Here is a 20,608-nt window from a genome sequence, read left to right on the forward strand (position 1 = left end):
GTAAAAGATTCATGCTTTATATAGTTTCAATAAGCATGAATCTCAGTTTTTATGTGTTTATTTATAAATAATTATTTAACTTGCTTTTTTGCTCTCTCACAAAATCAATAAAAGATTTTGACTTTTTAGATAGGTTGCTTTTTTCAGAATAAAGTAGGCGAAGTGGGAGCTTTGTTGATTTCCAATCTGGTAAGATTTGAATCAGTTCACCTGAAATGAGATGTTTTCTCACAAATGTACATGGTAAATATGCAATTCCTCGTCCCATTAAAACTAATGAAAGTGTTAAATTAAAGTCATCACTGTAAATTTGTCCATCCATGTTTAATTTCAAGATTTCTTTATTATGGGAAAGCTCCCATTCCTGTACTTTATCTTCATTAAGGTAAATAATCTTATCAAATTGACTGAGCTGACTGGGATGAGAAACATTGATGTTTGTTGCATAATTAGGTGAAGAAACAAGGATGTATGAAATTTCAGTCAATGCCATACTAATTAAATTTGAATCTGGGATATGACCAAATCTAAAAGCAAAATCTAATTTGTGATCAATAAAATTTAGATAACGCGGGGATGTATTAATTCTCAAGGTGATTTTTGAGAAAGCTCTTTTAAAGTCAGTGAAAAGAGGTAACAACAATGTTTGAGCAATTGCACGTGGACACGATATTTTTAATTCTCCAGCAGGTATATTACTAGCATCATCAACCTCTTTTTTAAGTTCATCAATCGTTTCTAATATTTTAGTTGCTTTGATATAAACTTTTTGACCAAGATCTGTTAATCGAAGAGATCGAGTAGTTCTTTCGAGTAACTTTCCTCCAACATGAGTTTCAAGCGCCTTAATTTTTCGGCTGAGAGTTGTATTTGGGACATTTAGCTCTCTAGATGCATTGACAAAACTCATGTGCTTACATACGACGGCAAATAATAATAATCCATCCAACTCTTTCATATATTCAATAAATTTAAAATTATATTGGTAATTAAATATTAGCTGTTAAACTTTATTTTGTAATTAATCATTACAATAAAACATTTTCTAATGTGCCATTTTATATTAAATTATAAAAAACATAATTAGAAGAAGATATAAGGAGTATGCTTTGGATTCAAAGGATATTAAATTGGGTTCTTTTTTAACTGAGCGCCAAAATAAATTAAGTGAAAATATTGATCAGGTTTCAACTAGTGAAATGTTGAGGATCATGAACTTAGAAGATCAGAAAGTTGCTTTAGCTGTCGAAAAAGAAATTCCTATGATTACAAAGGTAGTTAATGTAACGGTTGAATCATTTCATGAAGGTGGAAGGTTAATCTATATAGGAGCTGGAACCTCTGGTCGGTTGGGGATATTAGATGCTAGTGAGTGTCCGCCTACTTTTGGCACACCCAAAGAGCAGGTAATGGGTCTGATAGCCGGAGGAGAAAAAGCAATTTTATCGGCAGTTGAGAATGCTGAAGATGAAAAAGATAGAGGTAGAAAAGACTTAGAAAAGATTTTTTTTAGTCAAAAGGATGTTTTAGTCGGTATTGCTGCTAGTGGGAGAACACCTTACGTTATTGGTGCCATGGAATATGCCAAAAGTTGTGGTGCAAAAGTAGCATCTATTTGTTGTAATCCAGAGGGGAAAATGAATGAAATTGCGGATTACCCTATCTGTGCGGTTGTCGGACCAGAAGTTATAACAGGCTCTTCAAGGTTGAAAGCAGGAACAGCTCAAAAGTTAATCTTAAATATGATCTCAACCGGCTCAATGATTCGCTCTGGTAAAGTTTACGGAAATTTAATGGTAGATGTTGAACCCACAAATTCAAAATTAATCGAACGTCAAAAAAGAATCGTCATGAGCGCGACAAATTGTTCTTATGAGGAAGCAAAAGATATGCTTAATTTGTGTGAAGGCAATTGTAAATTAGCTATTGTTAAAATTTTGACAGGTCTTGATTTATCAGAGGTGGAGGATTTATTGAAACAACAAAAAGGTTTTATAAGAAAATCTTTGGATAGTTTAAAAAAAAAATGAATGCATTAACTCCCTTGAACTAAATGAGCAAATATAGGCAAATAGATGAAAAAATAGTGATGGGTAAGTTTACGAAAAAAAAGGACCAAAATGTGAAGGCTTGACGCCCTGTGTATTTTTCTGCCTGTTGAAGTACAATTACATTACTTGCTGCACTGATTAAAAATAAATTTCCCGCAATTGTTGACATTGCAGCTAACAACATTAAGGCGTGTTGGCTTTTCTGTTCTAACAAATTTAAGTAAATATCCACCATGGGCACATTTGAAAAAATTTGACTTCCGATAAAACTAAATGCAGCAACAATATTGGATTGACCTAACTGATTAACATTGTTTCCCAAAAGGCTAGATAAAACATTCGATTTTAGTACTGCTCCTGTCACTATAAACATAGATATAAAAAAGATAATGGTTTCCCAATCAAGTTTTTGGAACATAGTTTTATGAGATTCTTTTTGTAAGAATAAAGGTATTGCGGCAAACATACTAATGAAACCATAACTTAAAAATATATTCTGAGAATGGGAATAGGATATTTTTATTACAATAAATACTACAAAGATGGAACAAGATATTAAAATATTTGGTAAATATTTTCTTTTATACTGAGTTTTTTCAAGTGTTTGATGGTTTGATTTTATAGATTGGCTCGTTCGATCCATAAGAAAGTAAAACCAAAAAAAAGAAAAAATGAGACATAAAAGTGTTGGCATAAATAGTGAATGAAAAAATGAACTCCAGGCATTATTTAAAAAAGGATCTGTTGCAACTAAGATATTTTGGGGATTACCAATTGGAGAGGTAACACTTGAAATAGTTATAGTAGCACATAACGAAAGCAAAATAAGGTTTAAAGATTTATCATATTTTCGGGAAATAGCAATCGCTAATGGTACGCCTATAATTGCGGAAGCATCGTTTGTGAATAAAAGCGTCGTGCAAAATAAAAAGACCATGTAGCAAAGTAAAGCGATTGGAAAAGAGTTAAATCGCGTAATAAAGTTAGATAAACTTTGAGAGCAACCAGACTCGTAGATAGATGCTGTAATAAAAAAAATACCGGTTAAATAAAAGATAATATTCCAATCAATATAATGAAGAGCCTCTGAAATAGAAAGCTGACCAGTAATAAGATTAATAGCAGCTCCAAAAGCCATAATATTCCATATTTTAATTTTTTTTGGAAGCCATTGTTTTACGGCGATAAGAAGAAAGATGATTAATGATATTATTAAACTAAAATACATGAGAAAGTTATTGAGCCATTTGGTTGAAGGTATAATAAAACATAACCAAAAAAAAATATATTTAATTTTAACTTTGATTAGAATTTTTATAAATATCTCTTTATTAAATAAAGACAATAATGTACTATTAAACTAGTTCACTGAATCGGAGCCTTAAACATGCAACTTAATACAAGATATGGAAAGTTTGGTGGGTGCTATGCACCAGAAAATTTGTTAAATATTCTGACAGAGATAGAAGATGGTTTCATAAGGTTTATTAAAGATGAAGAACAATTAAATGGATATCATCAGTTATTAAAAGATTTTGCAGGAAGAGAAACCCCTCTTACATATGCAACTAACTTATCACGAAAATACGATTGTGAGTTTTATTTAAAAAGAGAAGATTTGCTACATGGTGGAGCTCATAAGACTAATAATACCATAGGGCAACTTTTATTGGCTAAATTTTTAGGAAAAAAGAGAATAATTGCTGAAACAGGTGCTGGTCAACATGGTGTTGCAACAGCAATGACGGCTGCAAAACTTGGCCTAGATGCGGAAATTTATATGGGTGCTGTAGATATCGAAAGACAAAAAACAAATGTACAAAGGATGAAGATTTTTGGCGCCACTGTTCATCCAGTCACATCAGGTGGCGCGACACTTAAAGATGCCATTAATGATGCAATGCGCGATTGGATTAAAAATTCGGAAGACACTTACTATTGTTTTGGAACTGCAGCTGGTCCACACCCATTTCCAAGCTTAGTGAGATTTTTTCAAAAAGTTATTGGTGAAGAAACTAAACGTCAACTCAATGCTCTTAAAATAGATAGTCCGGATGCATTGTTTGCTTGCGTGGGGGGAGGAAGCAATGCAATTGGGTTTTATGCGCCATTTCTTGAGGATGAGGATGTTAAAATATTTGGCGCTGAGCCTGGAGGATTAAGTATAGAAAGTGGAGAACATGCTGCTACACTCACACAGGGAACAGAAGGCGTCTTTCATGGTATGCATTCACTATTTTTGCAAAATGAAGAAGGACAAATCAAAGAGCCTTATTCAATTTCAGCAGGGTTAGATTACCCAGGCATTGGTCCTGAGCATGCCTTTTTAAAAGATAGTGGTAGAGTAGATTATTGTAGCGTGACCGACCGAGAAGCTATTCTTGCCTTTGAGGAACTTTCCTTAGAAGAAGGAATAATTCCCGCAATCGAATCAGCTCATGCAGTCTCATTAGCAATAAAATATGCAAAAGATTCTAAACAAAAAAAAATAATTGTCATAAATATTTCTGGAAGAGGTGATAAAGATATAGACAGTTATATAAAATACAAACAAGGAGTGAACTAGAAATATGAATCGTTTCAATAAAATATTTAATGAAAAGAGAAAAATTTTCGTGCCTTACTTTACTCTAGGTGATCCTAATTTAGATGATAATTTAAACATCATAAAATCAGCTGTTGAATCCGGTGCAGATGCTTTGGAATTAGGATTTCCGTTCTCAGATCCTATTGCTGATGGCCCAACTCACCAAAAGTCTATGGAACGTTCGTTACAGTCAGGTGTAGACTTCAAAAAATGCGTAAATCAAATTCATAAAATTAGAGAAAAATATCCAGACATACCGATAAGTTTACTATTGTATTATAATATTTTATTTCGTATTGGAGAGGAAAGTTACAGACAACTATCAGATGCTAAAGTCGATGGAATTGTTTGTGTTGATTTGCCATTTGAGGAATCTCATGAACACCGTAAATTAATGGATAAGTATAAGCTTGGTAAAGTTCAATTAATCGGACCTAATACTTCATTAGAACGAGCTAGATTTCTTTTTAATGAATCGAATGCCTATACATATGTAATCAGTGATTACGGAACAACAGGTGCAAAAAAATCATTAAGCCAATTTACTCTTGAACGTATTAGTGAATTAAAACAAGTCTCGGATAAACCCATGATTGTCGGTTTTGGTCTCTCAACACCTGAACAAGTTGCAGAGGTTTTATCGCAAGGTGCAGATGGTGCAATTGTTGGTAGTTATCTAACTCAAAAAATTGAAAAATATCATGATCAACCAATGAAAGCACAACAAGAAATCTCTTCTTTTATTCAAGACACTAAAAAATTAATAAATTAACTTTTTAACTACTTTTGTTTGCTCTTGAGTTAAATCTATCTTTGTTTTTTGAATGTGACCCTAAATAAATAAAAGGGTCATTTTACTTATATCATTAACGAAAATGACATAAATTTTATATTTCTCATGAAAGCCCTACACCAACTTCTGCTAATAAAAGATCGAGTACAAGTTATATAAACTCTTTGGCTAATGCTAGTCAAAGAGTTTGATTTTACATGTCAGTCGGGACTATTTTTGCCTCTTCATTCATAACCTTAATGAAAGCAGATAGATGAGTATCTAATAGCTCAACCTCTGTTGGTTTAACAAGTATGGCACTAGACTGGGGTAATAAGGGATACTCTCCATCAAGGCAATGCTTAGGAGCGACAGTCCTTACAGCTTTAAGACTTCGAGCGTGGGGAAACAATAAAAGTAATAAACTTACTGGTGAAACACCTAGTCGACCACTTGAGTTTACTTGATGAATATTCAATAGGTATTTTCGGGTTAGAGCATCGATATCATATTGCTTTATTTTTGATTCATCTTTGTATTTGCAGTCCAAAATTACCGTAGCAGGTTTTGCCCATTGTTGAGATTGAATTTTTAGAACAAAGTCAGGGCAAAAATGATGCAAACCATATTCATTTCTTCTGGAATTACTCGTATCAACAAGATCACCTATGGAGCTATTATGTGAGAATGGGTAAATTTTAGGTTCATAAAATAGCTCCACTAAAAACAGGCTACTCTTAAACCTGAAATAGTTGTTCACTTCGCCTTGAGGACGTTCTTTTTGAACCCCTCCAAATGGATGATACTCAGCATGTTCTCTATAAGCCTGCTCTGTTAATTCAACGTCAAAACACTTCTTAATAGACTCATGAAGCAGTATCAATGTAGACATTTCATATACGATAGATAAGTTTTTTAAACCCAAGAGTAAACTTGTACCTTCAAAACTGGGAGATGGCGCTTTATAACACTTCTCTATTAGTTCGAAGGTGTTTCTGTAGTGTGGGTGTCTAGCGACATATGATGTAACTCTCGGCTGTATTCCTGGGATTAAACTTGCAGGAAGCTTAGATTTAAAAACTCTTTTGAGCTGTTCAATATCCATCATTAGAGAATCTATTTGATTGACCTTATGAGTTAGAGCCATTTGGGCGAAATTTCTCATAGTATGATCAAATCTGACATACTCCAGGTCAACAATGCCATCACCATGACTCAGCGTTTCAACGTTATACTGCTCTTTAATGTCGATGAGAAAAAGCATCATGTTATACAAGAAAGTATGGAGCACCTGATTTTCAAAAACATCCCATTCCTTTACGATACTTTCCTTTGGCAATGCATCAAGGCGATAACCTCGATTGTTATATACTAAATTTGCTTCATCAACGCTCGCAGGTGTGAGTTTATCTAGATTATTCAATACCCAATGAACAGAGTCTGGACCAGTAGGTTGTCCTCGCTCTGTCATCTCCATCTCTGGCTTCCAGTTATACTTATGCTCCCGCATAAAAGTAGGTAATGACTTTGAAAGGTACGTAATAGCGTTTTGAATTATATCTAAGCGACTAAAGTTAAATTTCTGGGAATCATCAAAACCCACGGATAATTTACTTCTAGAGAAGCAGATAGATATCGCATCATCTAACTTTGACGTTATATGATTTAACATCTCATTTGCTAGCTTTGCATTAGCCCGTCTTGCTAAGATATTAACTGTATGACTTGAGTGTGTGTTAGATGTATGCTCAAAAAATAAACTAATCTCACTCTCCCCAAAAAAGTTATAAAAATAACGAGAAGAATGTGATTCTAAAGAATCAATGGACTCAAATACTCGATACCCGCCATTATAGTGACTGAATTTAAACTCAACAGGTATATCCGAAATCACAACATAAGGCTTGCCAAACTTGTGAAACTCTGTATCCTTAACCGATACAGAAAATCTGATATTACTGGTTTCTCGTATACTTATTCGACTCTCCTGATCTAAAGCAAGGTCATACCGTTCTTTACTTTCCTCGTAAAAAACATCGAGATACCACTCACTCATAGGTTAAAGCCATATGTGAACATATTCTGGTCTCCATTCCTTATTATTTTATGCAGCATTTTATGTGAAATTTCCATCTCATCAGGAATACAGGACTTAAGTTGCTCTAATCGTGTACCAAAATTTTTGCCATAGCCGTTTAAAAGGGGAATTATATGTTGACTCACCGCGTAATCCAAAGCCACAAACCTATTATCAATGTACATTGATGAGGTAACGTTGTGATATGCTCGAATAGCTTTAACCTTACGGAACGAAACATTTACTGCGGAGCCAAATTCTGCCTTATCATCTCTAAGAGTATCTACAATCTCTTTTAGAGTAAGCTCAATCTCCTGAGGTAGAACAAGTGATTTAGGAGCAAAAGCTTCTATAAATGCTTTACCTGAAATTGGAATAATATCTGAGTCATCTAAACTTACTGGCGTACCTAATGACAAATCATAGTCAGGTTCAATCTCATCGAAGCTAATAATCGCTGCTCGATCTAACATTCTTGGAGTTAAAGGTTGTACAGACTCATCATTATTAATAGTGCCCAAAAAACGCAAATAATGCGGGACTTCCAGATATGGTGCCTCTTGATCTCCTGTCGCGATAGTTCGTTTAGACTCTGGATCAGACATTTCTAAGAATGGACTGAAATAGTGTTCTGGTTGACTTAGATTGAACTCATCAAGTAGGCAAATTGCTGGTGCACCATTTATACTGTCTTTAGATTCTTTGTGAAGCTGCGTCAAAAGCTCATAAAGTCCAGTTGCAGCAGGGTTAAATGAACAAGAAAGTGCATTGTAAAAACCTAAAATATCTTTAGAGCTAGTCCATCCTCTTGCTACAGGAATATTCAGTAATCGGTTTTGCAAGCCCAAACTCGTTCCTAACATTTTAGCTAAAGACGTTTTACCCGTTCCTGGGCGACCAGAGAATAACGTAAATTGAGATTGTGCAAGAGTCGTAAGTATATTGGTAACAGTGTTGTAATCTGTTTTACGACCTAACTTATTTAATCTATCTAGTGTACGGTCAATAAGTTCTTCTCGAAAATCATCTAAATTATCTAACTTAGTCGATAGGGTTTGTATGTTATAGCTAACGGACTCTCGTTTTTTTCTCGGAGCGATACCCGATAATGCATCAACATCGGGCTTTAATTTTAACAACCTTGCCGTTAAGCTTTCATTGGATTCTTTCAACTTTTTTTGGACTTCAACAACCTGCTCTTCCATGTCCTTTAAACGTTCTTTCGCACGGTCTTTATCGCGGTCTAAACCTTTTATTTCGTCCTCGATAGCTTCCATTTTAGTAAACTTTCTATATTTACTTTTAAGACCAGCTATCTCAGATTGCAGATCATCTAATTCTTTCTTTTTATCTTGAATCTCTGTATCAAACTGAGCTTTATGTTTCTGAGTAAGAACTTCTAAAGCTTCATTTGAATCGCTGTTTTGAACTGCATTTAGTTCAACTTGTTCTCGCTCTCTTTGAAGTTTTCGAATCTCTGACTCTATCTCTTCTTTCCTCGATCTTAAATTTTCGATTTCATTATGCTTGTCCTCATACTCTTTATCTAACTGTTCAAGATAAGACTGCCTCTCTCCTTTAAATAAGTCATCAGGGTTCAAATGAATGTAGTTGTCTACAATTTGTTTTCCTGAATCTGTTTTTAAAAAGCTATCTATCAGTTCTTTACGGTTTCCTTCCCAAGAATTTGATTTCTCTAGTGCCTCAAATAAACGTTGGAAACGTTGAGGGAACCTTCTTTGCTCGATACTGGACGCAAAAGATTTTCTAATTTGTGTAATAGTCCCTTTGTTGAAACTACGAATTTCAGAGTTTTTAGCTATCTTAGTGCCATATGTGGATATGATTTGATCATCAGATATAAAGTCAATCAACTCAGCCGAATCAAAACATCTTTTTATATTTCCGAGTAATACAGGTTGATGGATTTTATCATAAAGTGAGCTTATGTACTGTGGAGAAGATACTTTTCCAATGTGAAATGAAGGTGTTGTAGTATTAATAGGAGTGGTAATCGCTTTTACTTGATAGCGCTTATTTCCTTCGGAAGTTTCGGTGTTGTTGGTATACTCAAATGGACCATAAATGAAATCTTTATCTCTAAATAGTATTGATTTGGTTTGTGGCTCAGAAGTGAGCACAACTTCTGGTTCTGTAACACTAGGTAGAGGGTGATCGAAGACTTGGCAACAAGATAGTCCCTTGATATCAGAGCAGGATCCTAATCGTGTGACATATCGGCAGTCACCATCGCGGTGTTCAAAGGAAGGAATACAATAAACTTCAAAGAGCTTATTTCCAAACTTTTCTTTAAGCTCTGAGAATTTTCCTGTGACAAAAACCTGTTCAGTTTCACAGAACATCTTGGTGCTGTTGATTGGAGTCACTTCGTTTGGGGAGCTAACTTCAAAAAAGGCTCTTAACTTACCAACATCACTATCCGAGTTACCATAACCTCTCTCAATTGCACAAATAACCCGTCTTTCATTCTGCTGCTGTCTTTGTATATCCATATCCATCTCTATGTATTTGTATTGGTGTCAGTTTATATAGTTAATAATTCTATTCAATACAATAAGATATGTATATAGCTAACGTCAAAAATATGAGTATTTGGTCATATTGAAATCACTAAAAGTTGAGAAATTACCTCCAAATGTAGCTAATTTGTATAGCTTTGTTGCGTAACTTGATGAAACCATACGTTATGGAAGGGTGCTATGAAAGTTTCCATTAATTAAAAAGTAAGTTCAATCCATACACCTGTGTCATAATACTCAAGAAGATATACGAAATAAAAGACTTCTAGTATCAAGTTTTAAATGCGATTCGCAACACATAGCATTTTTAATATACGTTGAGCTGATTAAAGTGATATGCGAGGCATCGGTATTGTATTGCTCGCACGTTAAAAGGGCGTTATGTGGCAAAGAGGAAATATAGAAATTTCATTATTGGCAGAACATCTTCTTGAGGCGTGAAAATAACGGGTTGGTATTTCCTATATTCAAGACACTAAAAATTAATAAATTAATTTTTTAATTACTTCTTTTGCTCTTGAGTTAAATCTATCATTATTTGTTGAATGTGACCCTAAATAAATAAAAGGGTCATTTTACTCATAACATCAACAAAAAATGATATAAAGTGACTATTTCTAATAGAAAATAAATACAAAAAAATATTTGAAAAAAATATTATTTTATATACCATACGGGGTATAGTATATAAAGGAGAGTGTTTTATGTTTTCAAATAAGAATTTTCGCAGTTTATTTTTTTCTCAAGCTTTCTCATTATTTGGGAGTAGTCTTTCAACCATTGCAATAACTCAACTTTTTTTTAATCTTTCAGAGAATAATGTCTCTCAAAATTTGGGGATCGTTTTAGTACTTAAAATGTGCGTTTATATTATAGGAGCCCCTTTGGTACATCATTTTTTGAAAGTTTTTAAACAAAAAAAACTCATGTTAACTTTTGATTTGGTGAGGTTTTTTTTATTTTTGATTATGGTGTTTGTCGCTAAGTCCTGGGAAGTTTACATATTGATGATGTTTATTAATATTTGCTCTGCTGGTTTTACTCCTATTTACCAATTTCAATTATCAGAAATTTTTGACGACAAAACATATACCAAAGCAGTTTTCATTTCAAAAATTACTAATAATATTCTTACCGTATTAGCACCTGTTGTTGCTTCAATCTTATTATTGTTTATGAGCTCAAAATTATTATTTGTTATAAATAGCTTTACGTTTTTAATTTCATTTATTTTTATAAAAAATTTAGATGATAGATCAACAATCAAAAAGTCTAGAAGTGTTAGTAATGTCTTCCAGAGCATTAATATTTTTCTAAAAAATAAAAGTCTCTTAAAAGTTACAACCCTTGTTTTGATATCATCTATGTTAGGGAGTATTGTTTATATTAAAACAATTTCATTTATTGAGAATGATTTTCATCTTTCAAAGTCATATATGTCTTTAGCAATGGCATCATATGCGTTAGGAATAGGCATCGTTTCATTTTTGGTTACGTTAATCATCAAAGAAATAAACCCCAGAAGAGCAATGATTTTAGGTAGCGTTATATCCTTATGTGTGGTGTTATTAGATACTGTGTATTTCAATGTTTATATTTTATTTTTTAGTTGGTTTCTTTTTGGTTTAAGCTCAGGTTTAATTGAAGGATTTATGCAGGTCATTTTAAAAAAAGAAATTAGTGCTATAGATAGGCATGCATATCTAGTTGGTTACTTTTCAATTTCTCATTTAGGGTGGCTAATTTCATATTTTACAGTGGGTATTCTTTTAGGTTCTATGAATCAAGAGACTTTTTTCATTACTATGTCTTTTGTTGTTTTTTCAATCTTTATTTTTTATGGAGTTATTAGTCAAAAATCATGGTTGCGTCGATATTTGATTAGTTCACTTTAAACAAAATATTAAAATTATATTTTTAATAAAATTTAAAAGAAAAAAGACCTATTATCTAGGTCTTTTTTATATATTTATTGACTATTAAAGTTTAAAAACAAATTGCTTTATTTACTCATAGGTAGAGATATCAGGACATGTACAATAGAGATTTCTATCTCCGTAAACATTATCAACTCTATTCACTGAAGGCCAATACTTTAATAATTGTTTGCTTGGGAAACATGCTTGTTCACGAGAATAAGGATAGTTCCAGTTTTCAGTCATTAAATCTACTTGAGTATGAGGCGCATTAACTAATGGATTGTTTTCTAAAGTGAACTTTCCACTAATAACATCCTGTATCTCATTTCTTATTTGAATCATGGCATCACAAAAACGGTCTAATTCAACTTTATCTTCTGATTCGGTCGGCTCTACCATCAATGTGCCAGCTACTGGGAATGACATCGTAGGGGCATGGAAGCCAAAATCCATGAGTCGTTTTGCTATATCTTCTTCAGAAATACCAGATTCAGATTTAATAGGTCTAATATCGATAATACACTCATGAGCTACTCGGTCATTATTACCTGTATATAAAATAGTGTAATGGTCTTTGAGTCTTTCTTTCATGTAATTAGCATTCAAAATTGCCAGCTCTGTTGCTTTTGTTAAACCAGTGTCTCCCATCATTGCAATATAAGCATATGAAATAGGTAGTATGGAAGCACTTCCAAAATTTGCTGCTGAAACCGAATAGTTTATATCATCAGATTCTTCAATACTGTTTCCAGGAAGAAAAGGAGCTAGGTGAGATTTTACGCCAATTGGACCGACACCTGGGCCACCACCTCCATGAGGAATACAAAATGTTTTGTGAAGATTCAAGTGAGAAACATCAGAGCCAATAAAACCAGGGCTAGTTAGACCGACCTGAGCATTCATGTTCGCGCCATCTAAATATACTTGGCCACCAACGGAATGAACAAGCTCACAAACCTCTGTCACAGTCTCTTCATAAACACCATGTGTGGAAGGATAAGTAATCATGATACAAGATATGTTTTGTTGATGCTTAGCTATTTTTTCTTTCAAATCAGCAAGATCAATATTTCCATCTTCATCACATTTCACCACAACAACTTTTAATGAAGCCATAGCTGCAGATGCAGGATTTGTTCCATGAGCCGAGCTAGGGATCAGACAAATATTACGATGTGATTCATTGTTACTTGCATGGTATCTTTGGATAGCTAATAAACCAGCATATTCACCTTGAGCACCTGAATTTGGTTGAAGTGAAAAGGCGTCATAACCTGTCACTTTGCATAACATAGACTTTAATTCATCTATTAATTCTTGATAACCCAGAACTTGTTGTGAAGGTGCAAATGGGTGAATTCTTCCAAATTCAGGCCATGTTACTGGTATCATCTCAGTAGCAGCATTTAACTTCATGGTACAACTTCCTAGGGGTATCATTCCATGCGTTAGTGAGAAATCTTTGTTTTCCAAACTTTTCATATAACGCATTAATTTGGTTTCTGTATGATACTGATTAAATACAGGGTGTTGTAAATAATCTGAGCTTCTTCGTAAATCTTGAGGAATAAATTGTAGTACATCGTCTTGTAAATTATTTGATACCTCTTCAATGGAAGCATTTATATCAAAGACGGATAACAAGTTTTTAATATCTTGTAATGATTTTGTTTCATCAAAACTAATTGATAAAGAGTTCGTGTTTTTTCTTAAATTAATTTTTAGATCTAAAGCTTTTTGATACAAATCTGCTGTTTGGTCATTCGTTTTAACAGTGATCGTATCGAAGAAAAAGGAGTTTTCAATCTGCCAATTATTTTTAGTGAGAAGTGTTGCAACAATAGATGTGTAATGGTGAACACGAGTTGCAATTTTCTTAATACCCTCAGGTCCATGATAAACTGCAAAAAAAGCAGCCATGTTAGCTAACAACGCCTGAGCAGTACAAATATTGGAAGTAGCTTTTTCACGTCTAATGTGTTGCTCTCTTGTTTGCATCGCCATTCTAAGAGCTTGATTACCATGTTTATCTTTAGAAACACCAATAATTCGGCCAGGAATTGAACGTTTAAGCTTATCTGTCGTTGCTAAAAAAGCAGCATGTGGACCGCCAAAACCCATTGGTACGCCAAATCTTTGTGAGCTACCGATGACTACATCTGCACCAAATTCGCCAGGTGGTTTTAAAAGTGCAAGAGATAACAAGTCAGTAGCGACAACCGCAATAGCTTTATTTTCATGAAGTTTATTTATATATCCGCCTAAGTGATGGATATTACCTTGTGTACCGGGATATTGAAAAATTGCACCGAAAACATCAAAAGTATTCACTTTATCTACAGAGCCAGTAACAATTTCAATGTCTAAGTATTTTGCTCTTGTTTTGATGACGTCAATGGTTTGAGGATGGACATCATCTGCAACAAAGAAGGTGTTGCTTTTACTTTTTGCTGATCTAAATGCTAAAGTCATTGCTTCTGCAGCTGCAGTTGCTTCATCCAATAAAGAAGCATTGGATATTGACATGCCTGTTAAATCAACGACCATTTGCTGGAAATTTAATAAGGACTCTAATCTGCCTTGAGATATTTCAGGTTGATAAGGTGTGTAAGCTGTGTACCACCCAGGATTTTCAAGTACATTTCTTAATATAGGACTTGGTGTGAAAGTATCAAAATAACCTTGTCCTACATAACTTTGGTGAATAACATTTTTTTCGGCAATTTCTTTTAATCTTTTTAGTAAACCTGCTTCACTAAGAGCCGGCTCTAATCCCATTGGACTTTCTAAGCGAATATTTTGAGGTATAGTTTCATCAATTAAATTTTGCAAGGTAGAACTATGGACCGCTTTAAGCATATCGTTAATTTGACTTTCATCTGGTCCATTATGACGTTGTTCAAATTCATTATTGTTACATAAAGTTTCTAAAAATGTTTTATTCATTGAATATTACTCGAAAAAAATGGTAAACAAGGGCATAGTGATTTTTCACTATGCCAGGTAAATATTAGTCTTCTTCGACTACATTTTCTTTATACTGCTCTTCAGTGAACAGGTTTTCAATTTCAGATGGATCTGATAATTTAATTTTAGCAATCCATGCTCGATCTTCTGGGTCTTCATTAATCAATTCTGGATTATCAGTTAAATCTTCATTCACTTCTATAATTTCACCCGTTAAAGGTGCGTATATATCTGATGCAGCCTTTACAGACTCAACTAAAGAAAAATTATCTCCCATTGTGATTTCATCACCTACCTCAGGCAATTCAACAAAAACAACGTCCCCAAGAAGTTGTTGAGCATGATCAGATATACCAACAAATGCTGTGTCATCTGCATCTAGACGGATCCATTCATGTGTTTCTGTAAATTTAAGATTTGTTGTCATTTTTATTCTCCAAAAAAACCTTATTTATAAATCGGAAATTGATTACATAGTTCTTGAACTTCTTTTAAAACTTTCATTTCAACCATTGAGTTATCATCAGGGTTTTTAACTAGACCATCTAATACATCTCCAATCCAGTTTCCAATTTGTGTAAACTCTTTTTCAGTAAAACCGCGAGTTGTACCTGCTGGTGTACCTAAACGGATGCCTGATGTAATCATTGGCTTTTCAGTATCAAATGGAATACCATTTTTATTACAAGTTATACCAGCTCTTTCTAAAGCTTCTTCCGCTTTATTACCTTTTAAACCAAGAGGTCTTAAATCAACTAGCATTAAATGAGTATCAGTTCCGCCAGTGACAATATCACAACCACGAGACTGGAGAACTTCAGCAAGCACTTTAGCATTTTTGATAACATTATCAATATATGTTTTGAACTCTGGTTGAAGAGCTTCTTTAAATGCAACAGCTTTAGCAGCAATGACGTGCATAAGTGGGCCGCCCTGAAGACCAGGAAATACAGCTGAATTTACTTTTTTGATGATCTCTTCTTTATTCGTAAGAATCATACCACCTCTTGGGCCACGTAATGTTTTATGAGTGGTTGTCGTAACAACATCAGCATATTCAAAAGGAGAAGGGTGAGCACCACTAGCAACTAGGCCTGAGATATGAGCCATATCAACCATAAGTAAAGCTCCAACTTCATCTGCAATTTCTCTAAATTTCTTAAAATCAATAACGCGAGGAATTGCTGAGCCGCCGGCGATAATAAGTTTTGGTTTATGCTCATGTGCTAATTTTTTAACTTCATCATAATCTATTTCTAACGTATCACGATTAACGCCATATTGAATCGCATCAAACCATTTACCGGAAAGTGCTGGTTTTGCCCCATGTGTCAAGTGACCACCGGCATCTAATGACATACCTAAAACAGTATCGTTTGGCTTCAGTAGAGCAAGCATTACAGCACCATTGGCCTGAGCACCTGAATGAGGCTGAACATTAACAAAATTGCAATTAAATAACTTTTTAGCTCTTTCAATAGCTAATTTTTCAGCAACATCAACATACTCACAACCACCATAATATCTTTTACCGGCATATCCTTCTGCATATTTATTTGTAAAACAAGAGCCTTGAGCTTCCATAACTGCTTTTGAAGTTATATTTTCTGAAGCAATAAGTTCAATTTGGTTTTGTTGACGGTTTAATTCGAAGTTGATTGATTGCATAATCTCTTCATCAACACTATTTAAATCGGCATTAAAAAAATTTTCTAATTCATTGCTTTTGTAGGTTGCACTCATGATCGATTCCTTAGAAATATATTTGTAATCTAGTTCTAAATTATAAAATAAAGTTTTTACAATTCACAGTTTTTATATAAAAAAGAGCATATATAAAAACATGAAATGACTGTCTTTTTCAATATGACGTACATTTTAACGCAAACGTTTGCTTTTTTCTATTTAAATTTATAAAATAAATTAAAAATTATAAAACAGGACTAATTTTTGTTTAAGTTATTGTTTTTATTAATATGTTCGGGTTGAGCTTTATTTTCTCAAACATAAAAACATCAAAAACTATGACAAAAATAAATTTTTATAAATGTTTTAATCTGTTAACAACATCAATCTTTTTGTAACTTTTTTGCTATGAAAGTCATTGAGATAGCACCAAAATGATGTACATTATATAACAATTAATTTCAATACAGGATTTAGGTAAAAATATGACTCAAAATTTATTAAAGACACCATTATATAATCTTCATGTTGATTTGGGTGCTAAAATGGTGCCTTTTGCTGGTTATGATATGCCCGTACAGTATCCTCTAGGCGTTAAAAAAGAGCACCTACACTGTAGAGATAAAGCAGGGCTTTTTGATGTGTCTCATATGGGCCAAATAAAACTTCATGGAAATAATGTTGCTCAATTTATAGAATCGCTTGTACCTGTTGATATTATTGATTTACCTGAAGGTAAACAGCGATATGCTTTTTTTACTAATGATAATGGCGGTATTATTGATGATTTGATGGTTTCAAATTATGGTGATTATTTTTATCTGGTAATTAATGCAGCATGTGTTGACAAGGATTTAGCTCATATAAGAAATCACTTGCCTAATGATGTTACGTTAGAAGTTATAAAGGATAGAGCTTTGATTGCTTTACAAGGCCCTCATGCAGCGAAAGTACTATCTTCACTCATTCCTGAAACGTCAGATATGATTTTTATGGACACTCAAATCATTCATTATAAAGGCATTGAGTTATTTATAAGTCGTTCTGGTTATACTGGCGAAGATGGTTTTGAAATCTCAATTCCAGAGACATTTGCTGATAGTTTTGTGAGAGAACTTTTAGCCAAAGATGAAGTGGAAATGATTGGTCTTGGAGCTAGAGATTCTCTAAGGTTAGAGTGCGGACTTTGTTTATATGGTAATGATTTAAATGAACATTATACGCCTGTTGAATCAAGCTTGATTTGGGCTATCAGTAAAATAAGAAGAAGCGGCGAATCTAGGGAGGGCGGTTTTCCGGGGTCGACACACATTTTAAATCAGCTTTCTACTAAAAATTTTGAAATAAAACGCATTGGTTTAATTAGTACGACAAGAGCACCTGTTCGAGAGGGAACTAAGCTTTTCAACGCGAAAGATGAAGAAATTGGGGTTGTATCTAGTGGTACCTTTGGTCCAACGATTGAGAAACCAATTTCTATGGCCTTTATAGATAAAACTTTTTCAGAAATTGGAACAGAAGTTTTTGCTGATGTTCGTGGTAAAAAAGTTAAAATGATTGTATCTAAAATGCCATTTGTGCCTCAGAATTATTATAGAGGCTAACTTGAATTAAACCTCTATACTTATATAAGGTAGAGGTTTAAGTTTTCATAAAATATACGTATGATCAATAATTTAGATATTCATAAAATTTTTCAAATTATCAATATAATCAGAGAAAAAGGTACGTTTAAAGAGGGAGAGTATCTTCTTCACGGAGTTAGACTTTCTTCTGATTTAGAAGGCTATAATATTACCCTCAGTTACAAAAATGCTAATCTAAATCTTTTTTTTCATAACTCTTATGAGTTTGATTACAAGAAGAAAATAGAGCTTGTGGAGTTTGAAAATATTCTTGAAGAAATAGGACAAAAGTATATTCAATCTAAAACGGGTGAACGTTTTCAGCTCTTTAAAGATAAATAAATCTTAGAGCATGTGCTGTGGATTCTAATGGTATACCTAGAATTTTGTTTTAAATAAAAAGAATAATTTATCTAAACTTTTATAAATTTTTAATTTGCGGTTACTTGCTATAACGAAAGCAACCACAAATTTCTCTAATCAAATAATAAATGAGCCTGAAAGATATCTCTATGTTACTTATTTATTTTCATTAGGTAGGCTTTATCCATATTATTAGCTAGGTAACTTACTGTACAATTATTTATCGTTTTCGGCGTAATAATATCTGTATACTTTATTACTGAAGGTTCTTTCGGACTTGATGAGTATTTATATGTATGATCTTTACCCTTAACTTTGGTAAAAACTTCATTAATATTAGTATTTTCGTCTTCATCACAATTTGTAAAAATGAAATTAGCGCTGTTGCTATTTTCTTTAAAATCTATGTCAAGAATAATATGATTAGAATCGTAGTAAATATAATCTTTCACTGATGGTATTATTCTGGATTTATTTTCTATAGTTAATGTTTTAGCGTTTTTATTTAATTTTACTGATTGCATGTCATCAGGGTCATTGTCTATAGGGTTTACATCTCCTTTACCTGAACTAAGATCTAAACGCCAATTTTGGTTGTTTGTTAAGTTTAAGATCATATCATCAAAATTAAAATAATTTCCTATACTTTTTCCTGTTATTTGTAATGTTAAATAACCTTTTGTATTGCTTGTGAATTCAACATCTTTTATTGTAATATTTTTATGTGATTTAGGAACATCTCCGGCAGGATCGTGTAATAGTTCATTTAAATATTTAATTAATTGATCTTTGTGTGGAATTGATAATTTTGTATCTTTAATTGATGAATCAAATGTAGTTTTTTTACTTAAATTTAGATTAGTATTCGTTGAATTTATGCTAAGTGTGAATGGAACTTTTTCAGGGCTATAATAATTTCGATAAGAGGATTCGTTTGTATTTCCATCAAACCTTAGATTGTAGGATTTAACTGTAGGTTTAGGTGGCTGAGGCGGTTTAGATTCTGAATCACTACCTCCACCTCCGCAAGCAGTTAAAGTGGTAATAGATGATATGATGAAAAGAGTTAGAAGTGTTTTATTGTATTTTTTTTTCATTTTAAATCCTTGTAAAGTGTATATTTTAATTGCAACTATCTGTTTGTATTAAATTTTTTATAGGCTGATCACCTTACATGATAATTATTATCATTACTATTAAATAAAAATTATCATAATAATAACTTTATTTTATATAAAAAAAGGTTATTGGAATATTAAATTTATTTTTAGATACATTAATTTTATTTTTAGATACATTCATTTTTTTTTAGAATAAAAAATAAAGAGTTACATATTGAATTCATGAAAATTTATTGTTAAAACTACACTAAATAAAATTGCTTAATTTCAGTTATGACATTTAAAAATCGCTTTTGTTGTGAAAACTTAACAAGTGGCTTTGAGAAAAATAAAACAAAAACATTATCTTTTGATCTTTTCACAAATCAACATCTTACTATTCAAGGACAGTCGGGCTCTGGGAAAAGTACAATTCTGAAAGTTTTAGCGACTTTATTTCCGAAAAAATCGGGGAAATTATTTTGGAATGATCAAGAAATTACAACTGCTAACTTTGCTTATTGGCGTCAAAAAATAAATTACTTGCCACAAGAACCAGTTATGGGTGCTATTAGTATTTATGAAGCTTTGATGCTTCCATGGCAGTTAAATATAATAAAACAACAAAAACCGGATAAAAAATACTTGAAATCAATGTTATCTGAATTTGGTTTTGATCAAATTGATTTGGATAAAGAAGTCAAACTTCTTTCAGGTGGAGAGAAACAAAGAATATGCTTTATTAGAGGGTCTTTAATGAAAAGACCTATTTGGCTTCTTGATGAACCTACTTCTGCACTTGATAGAGAGTTGACATTATTGCTAATAAAACATTTAAAATCTCAAAATGTTTTATCTATTTCGATTTCACATGATCCTCTTTGGATAAATGCTTTCAAACATGTACATATAATGTAGAGG

General features: G+C 32.9%; 15 protein-coding genes. 7 read left to right on the forward strand and 8 right to left on the reverse strand.

Annotated elements, in window-relative coordinates:
- Positions 1–61 precede the first annotated feature (61 nt).
- The gene (locus CF386_RS07725; protein WP_089073856.1) at positions 62–958 is read right to left on the reverse strand and encodes a LysR family transcriptional regulator; all 897 of its coding nucleotides are present in this window, start codon (positions 956–958) and stop codon (positions 62–64) included.
- Positions 959–1,109: 151 nt separating this feature from the next.
- Here CF386_RS07725 and murQ point away from each other — a divergent pair, with 151 nt between their 5' ends.
- Positions 1,110–2,030: an N-acetylmuramic acid 6-phosphate etherase gene (gene murQ, locus CF386_RS07730; protein WP_089073857.1), complete on the forward strand. Its 921-nt coding sequence runs from the start codon at positions 1,110–1,112 to the stop codon at positions 2,028–2,030.
- A 19-nt stretch (positions 2,031–2,049) separates the two neighbouring features.
- On the opposite strand, the gene CF386_RS07735 is transcribed toward murQ, so the two are convergent.
- A complete protein-coding gene (locus CF386_RS07735) occupies positions 2,050–3,279 on the reverse strand; it encodes an ArsB/NhaD family transporter (protein ID WP_089073858.1) in 1,230 nt (409 codons plus the stop codon).
- A 159-nt stretch (positions 3,280–3,438) separates the two neighbouring features.
- Here CF386_RS07735 and trpB point away from each other — a divergent pair, with 159 nt between their 5' ends.
- Positions 3,439–4,617: a tryptophan synthase subunit beta gene (trpB, locus tag CF386_RS07740; RefSeq protein ID WP_089073859.1), complete on the forward strand. Its 1,179-nt coding sequence runs from the start codon at positions 3,439–3,441 to the stop codon at positions 4,615–4,617.
- Positions 4,618–4,621: 4 nt separating this feature from the next.
- Positions 4,622–5,410: a tryptophan synthase subunit alpha gene (trpA, locus tag CF386_RS07745; RefSeq protein WP_089073860.1), complete on the forward strand. Its 789-nt coding sequence runs from the start codon at positions 4,622–4,624 to the stop codon at positions 5,408–5,410.
- Positions 5,411–5,624: 214 nt separating this feature from the next.
- Here the strand turns inward: trpA and CF386_RS07750 are convergent, their stop codons facing one another.
- Both CF386_RS07750 and CF386_RS07755 read right to left on the reverse strand, forming a co-directional pair.
- Positions 5,625–7,466 (reverse strand): hypothetical protein, encoded by a 1,842-nt coding sequence (locus tag CF386_RS07750; protein ID WP_089073861.1) that lies wholly within the window; start codon positions 7,464–7,466, stop codon positions 5,625–5,627.
- On the reverse strand, positions 7,463–10,000 hold the full coding sequence (locus CF386_RS07755; protein WP_145955029.1) for an AAA family ATPase: 2,538 nt from the start codon (positions 9,998–10,000) through the stop codon (positions 7,463–7,465). Before CF386_RS07755 ends, CF386_RS07750 begins: the two co-directional genes overlap by 4 nt.
- A 731-nt stretch (positions 10,001–10,731) precedes the next feature.
- Between CF386_RS07755 and CF386_RS07760 the strand changes: the two genes are divergently transcribed.
- Positions 10,732–11,922, forward strand: a complete 1,191-nt coding sequence (locus tag CF386_RS07760) for an MFS transporter (protein WP_089073862.1) — start codon at positions 10,732–10,734, stop codon at positions 11,920–11,922.
- Between the two features lie 111 nt (positions 11,923–12,033).
- On the opposite strand, the gene gcvP is transcribed toward CF386_RS07760, so the two are convergent.
- The 3 genes from gcvP to glyA form a co-directional block, all read right to left on the reverse strand.
- Positions 12,034–14,892, reverse strand: a complete 2,859-nt coding sequence (gene gcvP, locus CF386_RS07765) for an aminomethyl-transferring glycine dehydrogenase (protein WP_089073863.1) — start codon at positions 14,890–14,892, stop codon at positions 12,034–12,036.
- A 64-nt stretch (positions 14,893–14,956) separates the two neighbouring features.
- Positions 14,957–15,340 carry a glycine cleavage system protein GcvH gene (gene gcvH / locus CF386_RS07770; RefSeq protein WP_089073864.1) on the reverse strand — a complete coding sequence of 128 codons (384 nt, stop codon included), beginning with the start codon at positions 15,338–15,340 and terminating at the stop codon, positions 14,957–14,959.
- Between the two features lie 20 nt (positions 15,341–15,360).
- Positions 15,361–16,656, reverse strand: coding sequence for a serine hydroxymethyltransferase (glyA, locus tag CF386_RS07775; protein ID WP_089073865.1), 1,296 nt, complete (start codon positions 16,654–16,656; stop codon positions 15,361–15,363).
- Between the two features lie 428 nt (positions 16,657–17,084).
- Here glyA and gcvT point away from each other — a divergent pair, with 428 nt between their 5' ends.
- Entirely contained in the window at positions 17,085–18,203 is a 1,119-nt protein-coding gene (gcvT, locus tag CF386_RS07780; protein WP_089073866.1) for a glycine cleavage system aminomethyltransferase GcvT, read from the forward strand.
- A 60-nt stretch (positions 18,204–18,263) separates the two neighbouring features.
- Positions 18,264–18,566 (forward strand): DUF3081 family protein, encoded by a 303-nt coding sequence (locus tag CF386_RS07785; RefSeq protein WP_089073867.1) that lies wholly within the window; start codon positions 18,264–18,266, stop codon positions 18,564–18,566.
- 173 nt (positions 18,567–18,739) lie between these two features.
- Here the strand turns inward: CF386_RS07785 and CF386_RS07790 are convergent, their stop codons facing one another.
- A complete protein-coding gene (locus tag CF386_RS07790; protein WP_089073868.1) occupies positions 18,740–19,684 on the reverse strand; it encodes a hypothetical protein in 945 nt (314 codons plus the stop codon).
- Between the two features lie 297 nt (positions 19,685–19,981).
- Here CF386_RS07790 and CF386_RS07795 point away from each other — a divergent pair, with 297 nt between their 5' ends.
- Positions 19,982–20,605: an ABC transporter ATP-binding protein gene (locus CF386_RS07795; protein WP_089073869.1), complete on the forward strand. Its 624-nt coding sequence runs from the start codon at positions 19,982–19,984 to the stop codon at positions 20,603–20,605.
- The last annotated feature ends 3 nt before the right edge of the window (positions 20,606–20,608 follow it).

The sequence above is a fragment of the Paraphotobacterium marinum genome (genome assembly GCF_002216855.1).
GTDB lineage: Bacteria > Pseudomonadota > Gammaproteobacteria > Enterobacterales > Vibrionaceae > Paraphotobacterium > Paraphotobacterium marinum.

Excerpts from the sequence above, each read along its gene's own strand:
- gcvT (WP_089073866.1), top strand. The coding sequence starts at position 17,085 with ATGACTCAAAATTTATTAAAGACACCATTATATAATCTTCATGTTGAT.
- CF386_RS07760 (WP_089073862.1), top strand. The coding sequence starts at position 10,732 with ATGTTTTCAAATAAGAATTTTCGCAGTTTATTTTTTTCTCAAGCTTTC.
- CF386_RS07795 (WP_089073869.1), top strand. The coding sequence starts at position 19,982 with ATGACATTTAAAAATCGCTTTTGTTGTGAAAACTTAACAAGTGGCTTT.
- gcvP (WP_089073863.1), bottom strand. The coding sequence starts at position 14,892 with ATGAATAAAACATTTTTAGAAACTTTATGTAACAATAATGAATTTGAA.
- CF386_RS07735 (WP_089073858.1), bottom strand. The coding sequence starts at position 3,279 with ATGTATTTTAGTTTAATAATATCATTAATCATCTTTCTTCTTATCGCC.
- CF386_RS07755 (WP_145955029.1), bottom strand. The coding sequence starts at position 10,000 with ATGGATATACAAAGACAGCAGCAGAATGAAAGACGGGTTATTTGTGCA.
- CF386_RS07790 (WP_089073868.1), bottom strand. The coding sequence starts at position 19,684 with ATGAAAAAAAAATACAATAAAACACTTCTAACTCTTTTCATCATATCA.
- trpA (WP_089073860.1), top strand. The coding sequence starts at position 4,622 with ATGAATCGTTTCAATAAAATATTTAATGAAAAGAGAAAAATTTTCGTG.
- CF386_RS07785 (WP_089073867.1), top strand. The coding sequence starts at position 18,264 with ATGATCAATAATTTAGATATTCATAAAATTTTTCAAATTATCAATATA.
- gcvH (WP_089073864.1), bottom strand. The coding sequence starts at position 15,340 with ATGACAACAAATCTTAAATTTACAGAAACACATGAATGGATCCGTCTA.
- glyA (WP_089073865.1), bottom strand. The coding sequence starts at position 16,656 with ATGAGTGCAACCTACAAAAGCAATGAATTAGAAAATTTTTTTAATGCC.
- trpB (WP_089073859.1), top strand. The coding sequence starts at position 3,439 with ATGCAACTTAATACAAGATATGGAAAGTTTGGTGGGTGCTATGCACCA.
- CF386_RS07750 (WP_089073861.1), bottom strand. The coding sequence starts at position 7,466 with ATGAGTGAGTGGTATCTCGATGTTTTTTACGAGGAAAGTAAAGAACGG.
- CF386_RS07725 (WP_089073856.1), bottom strand. The coding sequence starts at position 958 with ATGAAAGAGTTGGATGGATTATTATTATTTGCCGTCGTATGTAAGCAC.